This window comes from Paludibacter jiangxiensis, assembly GCF_001618385.1.
Taxonomy (GTDB): domain Bacteria; phylum Bacteroidota; class Bacteroidia; order Bacteroidales; family Paludibacteraceae; genus Microbacter; species Microbacter jiangxiensis.
The window spans coordinates 333,364-348,490 of sequence record NZ_BDCR01000004.1 but is presented as its reverse complement, the minus strand read 5'-3'; the positions used below and the strand labels follow the sequence as shown (position 1 = coordinate 348,490).

12 protein-coding genes are annotated in these 15,127 nt (G+C 41.6%); 10 read left to right on the top strand and 2 right to left on the bottom strand.

What is annotated here, in order from left to right; all coding sequences use genetic code 11:
• Positions 1–34: 34 nt before the first annotated feature.
• Together PJIAN_RS11590 and PJIAN_RS11585 are read left to right on the top strand one after the other, a co-directional pair.
• Positions 35–2,566, top strand: coding sequence for a M6 family metalloprotease domain-containing protein (locus PJIAN_RS11590; protein ID WP_068705210.1), 2,532 nt, complete (start codon positions 35–37; stop codon positions 2,564–2,566).
• A 130-nt stretch (positions 2,567–2,696) separates the two neighbouring features.
• Complete coding sequence (locus PJIAN_RS11585; RefSeq protein WP_068705208.1) at positions 2,697–4,361, top strand: peptide MFS transporter; 1,665 nt, start codon at positions 2,697–2,699, stop codon at positions 4,359–4,361.
• 347 nt (positions 4,362–4,708) lie between these two features.
• Here PJIAN_RS11585 and PJIAN_RS11580 read toward each other — a convergent pair whose 3' ends face one another.
• The gene (locus PJIAN_RS11580) at positions 4,709–7,123 is read right to left on the bottom strand and encodes a TonB-dependent receptor (protein WP_068705206.1); all 2,415 of its coding nucleotides are present in this window, start codon (positions 7,121–7,123) and stop codon (positions 4,709–4,711) included.
• Between the two features lie 193 nt (positions 7,124–7,316).
• On the bottom strand, positions 7,317–7,649 hold the full coding sequence (locus tag PJIAN_RS11575; RefSeq protein WP_068705204.1) for a hypothetical protein: 333 nt from the start codon (positions 7,647–7,649) through the stop codon (positions 7,317–7,319).
• 220 nt (positions 7,650–7,869) lie between these two features.
• Here PJIAN_RS11575 and PJIAN_RS11570 point away from each other — a divergent pair, with 220 nt between their 5' ends.
• From PJIAN_RS11570 to PJIAN_RS11535, 8 genes are all read left to right on the top strand, one after another.
• Positions 7,870–9,402, top strand: coding sequence for a carbon-nitrogen hydrolase family protein (locus PJIAN_RS11570; protein ID WP_068705202.1), 1,533 nt, complete (start codon positions 7,870–7,872; stop codon positions 9,400–9,402).
• Between the two features lie 301 nt (positions 9,403–9,703).
• The gene (locus PJIAN_RS11565; protein WP_068705200.1) at positions 9,704–10,480 is read left to right on the top strand and encodes a DUF4382 domain-containing protein; all 777 of its coding nucleotides are present in this window, start codon (positions 9,704–9,706) and stop codon (positions 10,478–10,480) included.
• A 628-nt stretch (positions 10,481–11,108) separates the two neighbouring features.
• Positions 11,109–11,873 carry an ion transporter gene (locus PJIAN_RS11560; RefSeq protein ID WP_068705198.1) on the top strand — a complete coding sequence of 255 codons (765 nt, stop codon included), beginning with the start codon at positions 11,109–11,111 and terminating at the stop codon, positions 11,871–11,873.
• A 117-nt stretch (positions 11,874–11,990) separates the two neighbouring features.
• Positions 11,991–12,257: a hypothetical protein gene (locus tag PJIAN_RS11555; protein WP_068705195.1), complete on the top strand. Its 267-nt coding sequence runs from the start codon at positions 11,991–11,993 to the stop codon at positions 12,255–12,257.
• A gap of 60 nt (positions 12,258–12,317) precedes the next feature.
• Positions 12,318–12,533, top strand: a complete 216-nt coding sequence (locus tag PJIAN_RS11550; protein WP_369691205.1) for a DUF2905 domain-containing protein — start codon at positions 12,318–12,320, stop codon at positions 12,531–12,533.
• A 131-nt stretch (positions 12,534–12,664) separates the two neighbouring features.
• On the top strand, positions 12,665–13,075 hold the full coding sequence (locus tag PJIAN_RS11545) for a hypothetical protein (protein WP_068705193.1): 411 nt from the start codon (positions 12,665–12,667) through the stop codon (positions 13,073–13,075).
• Positions 13,076–13,094: 19 nt separating this feature from the next.
• Positions 13,095–14,276, top strand: a complete 1,182-nt coding sequence (locus tag PJIAN_RS11540; RefSeq protein ID WP_084252398.1) for an AXH domain-containing protein — start codon at positions 13,095–13,097, stop codon at positions 14,274–14,276.
• Positions 14,277–14,638: 362 nt separating this feature from the next.
• Entirely contained in the window at positions 14,639–14,983 is a 345-nt protein-coding gene (locus PJIAN_RS11535) for a hypothetical protein (protein ID WP_068705189.1), read from the top strand.
• Positions 14,984–15,127: the final 144 nt, after the last annotated feature.

The following is a 15,127-nucleotide window of genomic DNA, read 5'->3' as shown; positions in this document are numbered from 1 at the left end:
TAATTTTGAATTTATTATTGCAAAACGTTAAATCGTGAAGAAAAGTTTTTATATCCTATCCATTCTGCTCATTTGTGCCACTAAAGTAGCAGCTGTTTCGGCATTCCCATGGCCGGTAAAAATTACGCAACCTGACGGAAGCAGTGTGACTGTTGTGCAGAAAGGCGATGAACACGTTCACTGGATGGAGACCTCCGACGGCATGACCCTGATGAAAAATGCCAGGGGATACATCACTTATGCCACAACTGACTCAAAAGGCAACATGATTGCATCGGATATAGTTGCTCAGGATGCAACAGAACGTTCCGATAAAGCAAAAAGTTTTCTTTCCGGACAGACCAGAAAAATTTTCTTCAGTCAGCTCCAACTCGATTCAATGACGTCCCAACTTAAAGCATCTATCATGAAACGCCAGAAAAGTTCGGCTCTTCCAACGGGAACAGTCAAAATTTTGGTTGTTTTGATGGGGTTCCAGGATGTTGCTTTCACAAAAACGACTTCTGATTTCAATAACTTATTCAACCAAACGGGTTATAGTGTGAATAACAATCAAAGTTCAGTCAAAGATTTTTTCACTACTACTTCTTACGGAAAATTCGCTATGAATTTTGACGTTAAAGGCCCTTTTACCGCCAGCAGACCAAGATCTTATTATGGAAAAGATGTAGGCGGACTCGGAAATGACCAGCATCCAGACTCTCTGGTAGTAGAGGCAATCAGAGCGGTACACACTACCAATCCTTCGTTTGATTTTTCGGGCTATAGCGCTATAAATGTCATTTTCGCAGGCAACGGACAGGAATTCACAAGTGTTTCCACAGATGCCATATGGTCACATCAGAATGACTTTACACCCCCAAGCTACTGTTCTATAACTCATTATTTATGCACACCGGAACTCTATGCGAATAGTCCGAGCGTTACATGTACTATGGGCGTTTTATGTCATGAATTAAATCACGTAATCGGAGCTCCCGATTATTATGACACCAATTACGACAACACCGGTGATGGTAGTTATATCGGTACCGGAGCATGGGATCTAATGGCAGAAGGAAGCTGGAACCGGGTAGGCTTAAATTATTATGGCACCTGCCCACCCAACCTTACGCTATACCAAAAATATAGATATGGATGGATTGCTCCGGTTGAACTTAAATCCCCGACCACCATCTCCAATATGGCGGCTAACGGGACAAAAGGAGAAGCGTATATTTTCAAAACACTGACGCAAGGGGAATATTATATGCTTGAAAACAGACAGCAAACCGGTTATGACAGTTCATTGCCGGGACATGGTCTTCTGATTTATCATATTGCAAAAGATGCCGATGATCTGTATTATGATCTGAATATCACATCTCCGCAAAAAGTGTACCCGGTTTGTGCATCTGCCACGACAAATCCTACATCTACGGCAGCATCATACGGCAATATTGATTCCGGAGGATGCGCATTTCCTGGCACGTCCGGCAAAACATCATTTACAGACAGCACAACACCTTCGGCAAAATCATGGGATAACACCTTAACTGGTAAACCTATAACAAATATTTCTGAAAACGGCGGAACTATTTCATTCGACTTCATGAAAAATGTAAATGTAGGTCCGGCGCCACTAAATTTAACAGGAAAAGTATCCAATACCGATTATGTTTTATCATGGACTGCTCCCACCGCTATTCCTCAAATTGGAGATTCGATACAGGAAGTTCATTGGGATGGAGCAGCGTTGGATGGCGCCCTTTCTACCGGACAGCAGGAAACAATGTCGTGTGCACAGGTTTTCAGTTCGTCAACATTGGCTTCGTATGTGGGCAAAACTTTCGCCGGCGTTAAGTTCTATCCTTACGATGCAAATGCAAGCGCTTACCACATTCAGGTTTTTGAATATTCATCCTCGACCAACAAAATGGTCCTCAAATTGGATGAATCGGTAACCGGTGTTAAGACAAGCCAATGGAACGAGATGTATTTCACTAATCCCTTGTCAATTCAAGCCGGAAAAGTCTACGCAATAGGTGTTCAGTATACCTCTGCATCGGGTTATACCGTATCGGTAGACAGAGGTCCTAAAATTGAATCGACAACTGCCGGTAATTATGGCGCTGTTATTATTGAAAGTGGAACGCCTTATACAATTGGAGCTACTAATGACTACAATTTCAATGTAAGAGGTTTAATCAACAAGTCTCCTCTTTGTTCTTACAACATTTATTTCAACGGAGATTCTATTGGCAACACCACTTCATTAGATTTCACAATTCCTTCTGCAAAAAGCGGTACCTATTGCTTACGCACGGTGAACAACGGAATAGTGGGGACAGAAAGTGCCTGCATAGATTATATTGCCCCAAAATTTACGGAACCTTATATTTTATGTGATAATGAAAAGGTGATTGTATATGGTATGACTGAAGGTACCCAAATTTACGTTTATTCTCCTGTGGGAAAAATGATAAAGAATGTCATTTCCGATGGCAACCCGTATTCGTTTACATTGCCAACCGGAGCCTGGATAGTAAAAGCCGGGGCATTGACCAAAAAATTAATTATCAAATAAATAGATAAAACAACAGACTGACACGCACTTATAGATGATTACCGGATAATCGGTTAATTGGGATATATCAGGATTAAAAACTATCTTTGTTTCTCAATTTTACCAATAATAATCCATTAAGTATTCATTTATGTTTAAAGAACATCCCAAAGGGCTTTTTGCTCTAGCATTGGCTAACACTGGTGAACGCTTCGGCTACTACACAATGTTAGCCATTTTTACGTTATTTCTTCAGGCAAAATTCGGATTCGACACTTCGCAAACCAGTTCGTATTTCAGTTGGTTTTTGGGTGCTGTTTACCTCACTCCTCTTTTGGGTGGATTTCTTGCCGACAAATGGCTGGGTTACGGACGCACCATCATGATTGGTATCATAATCATGTTTGCCGGCTATCTGCTTTTGGCTATTCCAAACAATGACCGCACTTTTTCTCTCATTGCAATGGTCTCGGCTTTAGCCCTGATTTCGTTGGGAACAGGTCTTTTCAAAGGAAACCTGCAGGTATTGGTTGGTAACTTATATGACGATCCGAAATACAGCAGCAAACGCGATTTGGCTTTCAGCCTTTTCTACATGTGCATCAATATTGGTGCTTTCTTCGCACCTTCTGCTGCCGAATGGATCACTAACTACAGCCTGAGTCAATACCACATGGTTTACGACGCTCACATCCCTGCTCTCGCCCACCAGTTGCTTAATGGCACTATTTCTACTGATGGTTTGGCTCAACTGACGGCATTGGCCGCTGAACAAGGCACAAAACTACCGTTAGCAGACTTTTCAAGCCTTTATATTGAAAAATTGAGTGCCGCATATAACTATGGCTTCGGCATCGCCTGCATCTCGCTGGTTATCTCTATTGCCATCTTCGTAGTCTTCAAGAGAACATATAAGCACGCCGATTACAACGCCAACAAACCAACGGCTACTTCGCACGTGGAAGAACTTACTCCAAAACAAACACGCGAACGCATTTTTGCCCTTTTGATGGTTTTTGCTGTAGTTGTATTCTTCTGGATGTCGTTCCACCAAAACGGACTGACAATGACATTCTTTGCCCGTGATTACACTACAGGTTCTGTTTCCGGCCTCGATAGAATCGGATTTTCGCTGGTTTCCATGGTTCTTCTCATTGCTGTTGTTTATAGCATCACCAATATCTTTCAATCAAAAACAGGAAAAGGGAAAGCCATTTCCGGGCTATTTCTTGCAGCTTCTCTGGGTGCAATCGCTTTAGTATATGCACATATGGAACCGTCCATTAAAATTACACCTCAGATCTTCCAACAATTCAATCCCTTCTTTGTAATCGTTTTAACGCCGCTTTTTGTAGGACTGTTCTCTTGGCTGGCTAAAAAGAAGAAAGAGCCGTCAGCACCCCGTAAAATCAGTTTTGGGATGGTGATTGCCGCTGCTGGTTTTGCTTTATTGGCTTTCGGTTCTATCGGCTTGCTTTCTCCTTCCGATCTGAAAGCATCGGGAGGTGTAAGTCCTATGCTGGTTTCACCTGACTGGCTAATCAGTACCTACCTCGTCCTCACGTTTGCTGAACTATTCCTTAGTCCAATGGGTATTTCATTTGTTTCCCGTGTTGCTCCTCCGAAATACAAAGGATTGATGATGGGAGGCTGGTTTGGAGCTACTGCACTCGGCAACAAACTCACCGGTGTAATTGGTGACCTGTGGGGAGGTATGGAACTCTGGATGGTATGGGGCGTACTGGTACTTTGCTGCCTGGTTTCTGCCATCTTTATGTTTGCCATGCTCAAGAAGCTGGAAACAATAACCAAATAAGCTCCGCGTAACAATATAATCTACAGAAAAACCATTAAGACGATGAAGGTATCTTCATTTTCTTAATGGTTTTCATTTTATATGATTATCTGCAAAGTGACCCCTAAACACCGTAGGTGTTGTTCCTATAATAACGTCGGGATTTATCCCGACGGGTAGTAAAGTCGCTTTTTTACATAACGCTGTAAGCGTTTCCCTGTAAACTGGATACCGCTACGCGGTTCAGGGAGTACATTGACCATCCTTGCGCTTGCACCCCGCTGAATCGGGACGTTACTATTGGGTTACGCCTTTAGCGTAGAAAAACCGTTAGTCCATTATACTGCAATTACCCCGTACTTTATCGCTTACAGGTTTATCGGAACCAATAACTTAATGCTGAAGTTCCGCCCCATATTATACCCTCCCGTACGGCCGGTTGCATTGTTTACATCCTCGTATTTAAGCCGGCTCAAATGGCTTTGATAAGCCACATCAGTCAGATTATTTCCTGTCAGATAGAGAGAAAAGAGCGTATGGCCTTTGTGTATAACATCGCCACCAATTCCGGCATACAGCAAAGAATAACCGGGGGTACGGGTTTCTGTCCCGTAGGCCTCATAATAGTGATTTTGTGCAAAATAACTCTCTACACCAACATTGATATATCCGTTACGTAACACATTACCATGTCTTAAAATATCAAGACGCACATCGGTTTTCCATTTGGGAGCGGGAGTCATCGGTAAATAGCGGGTGGAATCAGGTTGGTTTAGCTGAATGGAGTTAACATACGAAAAACTGTTTTCGATATGCAGGCAGTCAAATGGATGAACGTCAAACATAAATTCACCACCCATAATCCGGGCATCACCCGAAACAAATTTATAAGTCTGGTAACCGTTGGTAATTGAATCGCCACCTGCCGTACTGTTCAGCTTTCTGGAAAAGATATAATTGTTGATACGATTGACAAACAGGTCGACTTCCGCAGAAAGATAGCGCGATGAATAGCCCAGTTGAAAATCGGCTTGCAGACTGGTTTCCGGCTTCAGGTTACTATCGCCAATTTCATAACGAACAGTTCCGTCATGAACCCCATTGGATGCTAATTCGCCAATATTTGGAGCTCTGAAACCCCTTGACAGATTGAATTTTGCATGAAAATCGTCGGTTATTCTCCATGCTGCACCTAAACTACCGGTTATTCCCCCGAAATCATTGGTGAAAGCGGTAAAACGATGGTAGGCTGTAGGATCTGAAACGGTGGTTTTCTCATCATTTGAATTCAAATAGAGATCATCAGCGTGTTCGTGGCGGTTATCGAACCGTATGCCTCCGCTAATGTCGAATCGTCCGATAGTTTTACTGGCAATCCCAAAGATACCGGCATCAAAAAGGTTGTATTCCGGCACCAAAAACTCAGTACCTTTATTCATGGAGTGCTGATACATGCCATTCACACCAAACGAAGCAGACCACCCGTTTTTTTGCGGTAACATATAGTGTACATCATAGTTGACGGTATTCAGCAGGAAGTAAAGCCCGTACTGATCGGGATTCAGAACATCGCCAAATTCCTGTCTGCGGTTTTGCTGAAATCCAATTGTGGTTTTCAAACTACCGTCCCCAATAAAAATACTGTTGTTCCACACTGCTTTGTAGTGTTTTACCTGCTGATATGGCATTCCGTGACTGTAACTCTTCCCGTCAGCATTGTTAACAAGTTCACTACCTTCAACGCCTTTGAGTGCAACCGGTTTTATAAATTTTCCGGATATTGAATCACGTGCACCTTCTACAATTCCGGGTGTTAGTTGATAAGTGCTAAAGGTCAGGTGAGAATACCCCCACTCTTTGTTTATTCCAATCAAACCGGTCAGCGCTTGCTCTTTGAAACGTGAATTATAGACATAGCCGTCATACTTGTTCTTATAATCGTGAGCCATTTTATCGCTGTAGCGCAAATCCCATATAAATCCTTTTTTATTACCTGCTAAATCAAGAGAATAAGCCATCAATCCGTTATTCGTTTGATAGTTCGCATAGAAATTACCGGCTATTTTGCCTTCAGGAAGAGTTGGCGCTGAAAAGAGGTTGATCACGCCTGCCATGGCATCGGAACCGAACATCAGACTGGCAGGACCTTTCAAAATTTCGGCTTTATTCACGGCTTGTTCGTCTATTTCTATTCCGTGCTCGTCGCCCCACTGCTGACCTTCCTGACGTATCCCGTCATTTACCACTACCACACGATTGTAGCCGAGTCCGCGAATAACAGGCTTGGAAATACCTCCTCCCGTCGTAATTTGCGAAATACCGGGTTGACTGGCCAACGCATCCATCAGATTGGTAGATGCTTCACGCAAAAGATCGGTATGAGGCACTATCGCAATCGGCGTGGGAGTTCTCACTAATTGAGTAGATCCGGCAGTGGCTGTTACCACCACTTCGTCTATTTTTGCCGACGATTCCACAAGAGAAAAATTTTGCGTCACACTGTTTCTCAAATCAATAGCCTCAATAACAGACTGATGCCCTACATAAGTAACCTGTACGATCAGTGTGGTTTTCGGCAAATTATCAATATGATAAGAGCCTTTATCGTCAGTCACGGCTCCTGTTTTCAATTCGGGAATGTACACTGCCACCCCAATCAAGGGTTCTCCCGTTAATTTATCAGTCACAACTCCCTTTAGCGACGTTTTAGCCAAAGGCAAGGGTTCGGCAAATAATAAAGCCGGAATAATATATAAAATGATAAATATCAATCTTTTTTGCATAACGTTTGGATTTAAATTATAATGATCACCATTAAGAAATCAGGCATATTTTTCATGCTTTCCGATATCTTAAGGCTAATGTAAATGGCGGATGTAATGTACGACAGACCAAAGGGTCGAATACAATACACCAATACCCGTGCAAGTCAATGCTACGAGTTCTGATTTTTATAAAAGAAATGAGATGAGTGTCTTACGCGGCTGGTGGTGCGCGAAGCAAAAATAGATGGGTAGCCTGTTTGACGGGTGCATCAATAAGGCTGTACAGGCGTTCTGAATAAGCAAAACGGGTTACATCCGGCAATACCTTCAACGAATGAAGGATTACAGGGTAGAAATCGAAAGAACAGATAGGACAACTATCCGGCTGATCGGTAGAAACGGTTGTCTGCCCGTTTACAGCTTCAGTAACCACATCGTGAGAAATCAACACGCAGTGAACCGACTTCACCATCAGTGTGCCGGTTGTTAGCATCAAAAGGAGTGATGCGATCAGTATGCGTATTCTGTTTCTCTGCTTGATCATTTATAGGATGAATGCAATAATTAAGCCGCAAAGTTAACTGAGAATCTGCCGCTTTCGTCTTCTGCGAATTTAAAATAAGTGAATGCTTTCGTTATTTAGGGTTTCTATTACATTATTTCATAAGCTGTTAAAAAACATTTTTCAAAACCCATTTTTTCGTTTGAAAAATAATTCATTCCCACTAACTTTGCTTGTACACCATTTTCTAAACACTGAGAATATGGATAATATACCTGAAATCAGCAAAGTTTCTATTCGCCCGTTGCACCGGAATGATTACAAGCAACTGGCACAGTCATTTACACGCACCTACAGCGACGGAAGCGATGTGTTCTGGTCGCGAAAACAGATTGACACACTGATAACCATTTTCCCGGAAGGACAGGTGGTAACCGTCGTAGACAAAAAGATTGTAGGTTGCGCGCTGTCTATAATCGTGGACTACGACCTCGTAAAAAACGACCACTCTTATGCTTCGGTGACTGGCAACGAATCCTTCGACACGCATAACCCCAACGGCAACATTCTTTACGGCATCGAGGTATTCATTCATCCGCAATACAGAGGGCTGCGCCTTGCTCGACGCATGTACGATTACCGCAAAGAACTCTGCGAAACTCTTAATCTCAAGGCCATCATGTTTGGCGGGCGGCTGCCCAATTATCATAAATATGCCGACGAAATACGCCCGAAAGAGTATATCGAAAAAGTTCGCAAAAAAGAGATTTTCGATCCGGTGCTCACCTTTCAGTTATCGAACGATTTTCACGTTCGTAAGGTGATGACCAACTACCTTCCGAACGATGAAGAGTCGAAACATTTCGCCTGCCTCATGCAATGGGATAATATCTACTATCAGGCACCCACCCCCGATTTTATACCGCCAAGGACCAGTATTCGCGTAGGATTAGTGCAATGGCAGATGCGCAATTACCAGTCGGTGGACGACCTCTTTGAACAGGTGGAATTTTTTGTGGATGCGGTGTCAGATTACAAAAGCGATTTCGTGCTTTTTCCCGAATATTTCAATGCTCCGCTGATGGCTAAGTTCAACCATCTGGGAGAATCGCAGGCTATTCGCGAACTGGCGCAATACACCGAAGAGATACGCAAACGATTTGTAAGTCTGGCCATCAGTTACAACACCAATATCATTACCGGAAGTATGCCTCAGTTACGGGGCAACGACTTGCACAACGTCGGTTTTTTGTGTCGAAGAGATGGAACTTACGACACTTACGAGAAAATTCACGTGACGCCGGACGAAATTAAAAGCTGGGGACTTACCGGCGGCAAGGTGATAAAGACTTTCGATACCGATTGTGCCCGTATCGGCGTACTAATTTGTTACGATGTGGAATACCCCGAATTACCCCGTATCATGGCCGATCAGGGCATGCAGATATTGTTTGTTCCGTTCCTCACCGACACCCAAAACGGCTATTCTCGGGTACGGATCTGTGCACAGGCACGTGCCATCGAAAACGAGTGTTACGTGGTGATAGCGGGCTGCGTAGGCAATCTTCCGCGCGTTCATAACATGGACATCCAGTACGCGCAGTCGGGAGTGTTTTCGCCCTGCGATTTTGCTTTCCCTACCGACGGTAAATGCGCCGAGGCCACTCCCAACACCGAAATGATCATGGTATCGGATGTGGACATCTCATTGCTCACCGAACTACACACCTACGGTAGTGTGCGCAACCTGAAAGACCGGCGTAACGATTTGTATGAACTAAAACTGAAGCGATAAATCAATTATCATCCGCTTATACATTACTTATCAACGCCTTACAGCAACATAGACAGAATCAGCTGCATGGGTAAATTGCATGTTCCAAGACCTGTAAAAAGAATGCATTTTTACCTATTCTTTTTCTTTACATAAACGGTTTAATTTTCTGTAATTTTACAAGTTAAAGATTATTCATCCTATTGATTTCTGATTTACACCACCATAATTTTACATCATATTTTACGATGCAGGTTAGTTTCGCTTCTTCAGGAAGCTATTTCTACAAAGTTCCGGATGTGTCATCTCTAAATTGAATATTATGAATAAGAAAATCATTGCAGCCATCTTTGTGGCCGGCACACTTGCCCTTGGACTGGCGTCCTGCACGACAGATCCAGTGAAAAATGCCACCTTTTCCGTTCGTCTGACGGATGCTCCTGCCAATTTCCAACAGGTGCTGATTGATATTCAAAGTGCCCAAATCAATGTTGCAGCAACAGGCGTTACTGACAACTGGGTATCGTTACCCATCCGATCCGGGGTTTACAACCTGCTTGATTTCAGGAATGGCATGGATACTCTCTTGGCAAAGATAGAACTGCCAGCGGGACAAATCACGCAGATGCGCCTTGTATTGGGATCCAACAATCAGGTAAAGATCAACGATCAGCTGTACACGCTCGACACGCCATCGGCCATGCAGTCGGGATTGAAATTCAATATCAACGCCATACTTACCGAAGGGATCGATTATCAGCTATGGATTGATTTTGATGCAGCCCGTTCCATTGTAGCAAAAGGCAACGGCGGATTTAACCTGAAACCTGTGATCAGAACCTTCACAAAGGCAACAAGTGGCGCAATCAAAGGAATGGTTTCTCCTGTTGCTGCAGCACCTTATGTTACAGCAATAGCCGGTGGTGACACTATCGGCACGATTGCTGGTAGTGATGGAAAATTTCTACTGAGAGGAATTGACGCCGGAACATACAAGGTTGTATTTCAGCCGGTATCGCCTTATACAAATAAAACCGTTGATAACGTGCTTGTAACATCAGGACAGGTTACCGATATGGGAACCGTTGCCCTCCAGTAAAAGACAAACCGACTCTGTCGTTTCGCTGAGCTTGCAAGAATTTTTCTGCGGCAATCAGGATGATAAAATGGTAAAAAAGGAGAATTAGGTAATTTCTTTGAGAACAGCGTTTGGTTAGCACCCGCACATCTCCGCCTGTCTCCTTTTTGACCATAACCTGCCCACAATTATCCAGAACTATCAAGCCTTCTCCCCTCTTCAATCCGGTTATACGGATTGATTCCACAGGTCATTCGGCAAAACCAGTCATCTCCTGCGACTGCTTTTCACTATGCCGCTTTGCATCTCCAATTAAACACTTTTTTACCTCCCGTATCTCACAGATATTTGGTGTAATAGCTCTATTTTCCAATCGAAACCTCCCCTCTCTAACTCTTTCCGTGTTTAGTCACAAAATGCAGATAGAAAAAGCAATTCAATCAATTTATTTAGAAATAAAATGTAAATTTGCGAGGGAAATTATGGCAAAATCAAATAAAATGAGTGTAATTAAAAACTCCCAAACTATTGGCCCTTATCATTACCATCATCCAAAGACTTGAAATCAACATAAGAAAATTTGGATGAAAATGTATAAAATAACACAAAGCAATAATACTTAAACAATTTAATCAAAAGCAGTCTCTCAATGAATCAGCAGAAGCTTACTTTTTTGGATATCACAATAATGATTTTATCCATTTATGTACTTGTGGCCTTACTGATAGATTCTTTTTTTAAGCTTTCGCCAGAAACGTCACAATTGATTTCATTAATAGATAATATGATCTGCATCATATTTTTATATGACTTCTTTTATCGTTTCTTTAAAGCAAAATCAAAATTGCGATTTATGCGTTGGGGATGGATTGATTTTGTATCAAGCATTCCGACTTTCTCTTTTCTGCAGTATGGAAGAACTATCAGGTTAATAAGAGTTATCCGGGTAATGCGAGCGTTTCGTTCTGTGCGTTTTTTAATACAACATATATTCAAATCAAAGATCAACGGAACATTTGCAGCAGTGGCTTTAATTGCTTTTCTGACATTAATATTTGGATCCATAGGAATATTGCAGGTTGAAACAGACCCCACCTCCAATATCAAAAGCGCCGAAGATGCTTTATGGTGGGCTTTTACTACTATTACAACTGTGGGATATGGAGATAAATATCCGATAACAACTGAAGGACGATTGATCGCAACTATTTTAATGACCACCGGAGTTGGACTCTTTGGTACTTTTACTGGTTATGTAGCTTCTTGGTTTGTGAATAGTAATAATGCCATAGAAAAGAAAGACGATTGGATTGATCAGCTTGAAAAGCTAAAAGAATTACAGGAAAAAGGCATATTGAGTGAGGATGAATTTCTAGAGCAAAAAAATAAAATTCTTGTAGAAAGCATGAACTAACCATCCCGACTCTCCCCTCCTAGCGCAAATCTCCTGATTCGTGCTATAAATTGGATATTAATAAGGAAAGGATAATGCGTAGATAATGCCTTTATGGTTTTGGCGTAAAAACAAGATATGAAAACAAAAATCACAAAATGGTTATTCGGCTTATTGGCCTGTGTAATGGTACTTTCCATGCCGATATTCAAAAAATATCGCTACCAAAGGGCATTAAAACCGTCTGTTGCTGATTCTTCGGCAGCAAGAATGGTTTGCGACATCGATACCAATGCTGCTTATCATACCATGTGGGAAAAGCTGTTTCTGACACAGGATTTGGTTCGTCAGGAGTATTATAACAACCATATTACCGTTGTTACATCAACGCCGGTGATAATTTAAGCGCTTTATTCTTGCCTCGAAAACGCTGAAAACAAATCAATCTCACAAACAATGTAACCCATCGGTAAAATATTAATCATTGCTGGTATTCTCATTGTAATTGCCGGCGTTGTGGTTTACTTTGCCGGGGATAAATTATCCTGGCTGGGACGGTTACCGGGAGATATTCGTATAGAAAAAGAGAATGTCAGGTTCTATTTTCCGATCACCACCATGATTCTGGTAAGTGTTGTTCTATCTGCCATTATTGCTATTATCAAAAAATTCCTGCAATAAAGAGACGTGACTACCCTACCGGATAAATATTCCTTCTCAATATCAGCTAAAAGCAGCATTTACAAGGGAACATGCATCTATAGTTTATATCTGTTTTTTCTGAAAAACAACAGACGTAATCTTACCGGAGTATGAAAAAATTCATGTTGGCATTAGCATGCATCATTTGCGTTTCGGGTTGCAGCACCATACAAGAGAATTATCTGTTTGCTGATGGCACCTATAAAGGTTCTTTCAAAAGAGAGATAACCTGGCAACCAACAGACACTTCAACCGTAACCCTTCGATTTTCGGGCAACACATGGTCGGGCTCAAGCAGCAAGCCATACTACCCGGCACTTTGCAAAGGCACCTACACTATTATCGGCGACGCTATTATTTTTACGAATGAGTGCGCATGGACAGCAAATTTTGACTGGACGCTAATACTTGGCGGCAAATACAAAATCAAAATTAAGAGTGACTCGATTGAAATATCAAAAGATTATCGTTCCGCAACATCCGATACGCAAGTCGACCGCTATAAACTAAAACGTCAATAAAGACATAGATAACAGGCTTATGAAGAAAATGATTGGTTTCGTCATCTGCATCTTCTTTCTGGGATCATGCACCATTACTGAATATACAACCCGCAAATGCGATTGTTCCCATTACGCCATGCAGACTGACGAAATAGCTTGTAGCGGCATATTTGGCAAAAGCGATACCTGCCAGAACTATTTCAATATCTGGAAACAACTCTTCCTATCCAGAAATAATATGACGGAAGATTACTTTAACGATCACATTTTCCCTTGCAGCACAGGCATCGGGAAATGGAACGATGGTATCTCTTTCAATATTAGCTATAAAGTAAAAATTGACTGGGTTGAAACAAGACTGTACGACTCATTCCCCGTTTTTCTGAACTCTTCGACTGCCGGTTTATATCCATCTATCGCTGTTCCGAGAACGACGTTACTCACCAAAGACCAGATTAACAGTCTTATTGATGCATCGGCATTCAGTGCTCAAATGTTTACCGTAGCATCTGTCAACACCCTAAAATACACTTCGCAGCAAGCTGCATTTAAAGCATTAATTAAAGCTGCAAAGACTGATACACTATGCACAGGTGCTATTCTTTACAAAGTTACCACCAAGGCTAATCCTACCAACGGACATCCCTTTTTTCAGGCTTCAGGAGATATTAACTGGGATAAAAACCAATGCATTACCGGCCTGATTGATCTGGTCACCGGAGAAACTACCATTACGCCCGGATACTGCTATATATCCTTCTGTTTTGATGGCAACACGCAAATTACTTTTCCCGACGGAACGACAAAATGCATCAAAACGATAAAAACGGGAGATAAAATCGTAACGGTGAACCTAAAAACAATGAAGCCAGAGACTGACATTGTACAAAAGATTGACTCTGTGGCTCATGATGATATCGTAAAAATTGCATTTAGCGATAACACCCTAAATATCAATACGGCAGATCATCCGTATTTTGTAAAAGGGAAAGGATGGTGTTCCTGTAAACCTGCATTGACCCGCAAAAAATATAACATCCCCACGCGGCAACTTACCAGAGGTGATATTTGCCTCAAATACACCCGAAACCAGCTAACTGAGATACGGGTTGAATCAATTACTCCCCGACCAGGATCAATAATGACTTACAATCTCAGTCGTTTGTTGAAAAACAACAATTATCTGGCTAATGGGATAGTCGTTTCTACTGAAAAATAATAAGAGACTATTCCATTTCTCCGGCATAGTGCCACTACAGCTATGCAAAGCCCACCTTTGGTGTCGATCTGAACACCAAAGCATTGACTCATTCCGGTCTTTCTTCATCGAAATAAGGAAAATCCATCTTTTAACCACACTCTTAAAAACGATGTTCTTTCTGAATTATACAAAAAACTTAATATCAACACATTACAAAATTTTATTTACTTTTTTTAGTGTTTAATATATTTTATATGTTAATTTATTATGAAATCATAGAATAACGCCTTATATTTGAGGGACCAAAATCATTGTGCAACCAAAATCTTAGATTCAAGATTTTATCTTTAGAATCTCGAACCTTCCAAAATCGAAAGAGAATGAAAACGTCATCCTTCAAATTAGTTACGACTGATTTGCATTCGGTCGTAAACTACCTGAACCACAATATTGAGTTCAGCGACGCAAATTACAGTGATGAAATTGCCGTTTTGACAAGTGAATCTCACCGGATGAAACAGAATAAAAACATGATTATTCTGAAAAAGCATCAGAACTACATTTTCATCAACATCATTGAAAACGATGCTCCCAGAGGCATGTTTAATTTTTCTAAAGAAAACTTCATCAAAGATGTAACCCTTATCTTTGAAAATTTTTGCGAAGAATATATTGTTCCTCAAAAGTCAATTTCTTCTGTTGCCTTTAACACTGGCATCGCTTAACACAAAACTGACATATCAGCATCACACGACATCTTTATTTACAAAAAAGCTTTATGCACGGTTAGTCTGCAGAGATTATTCGTCATAAAGCTTTTTTTGTATCCAAACTCAACCGGGTTCATCATCCGTTTGAAAGGCGTGCTA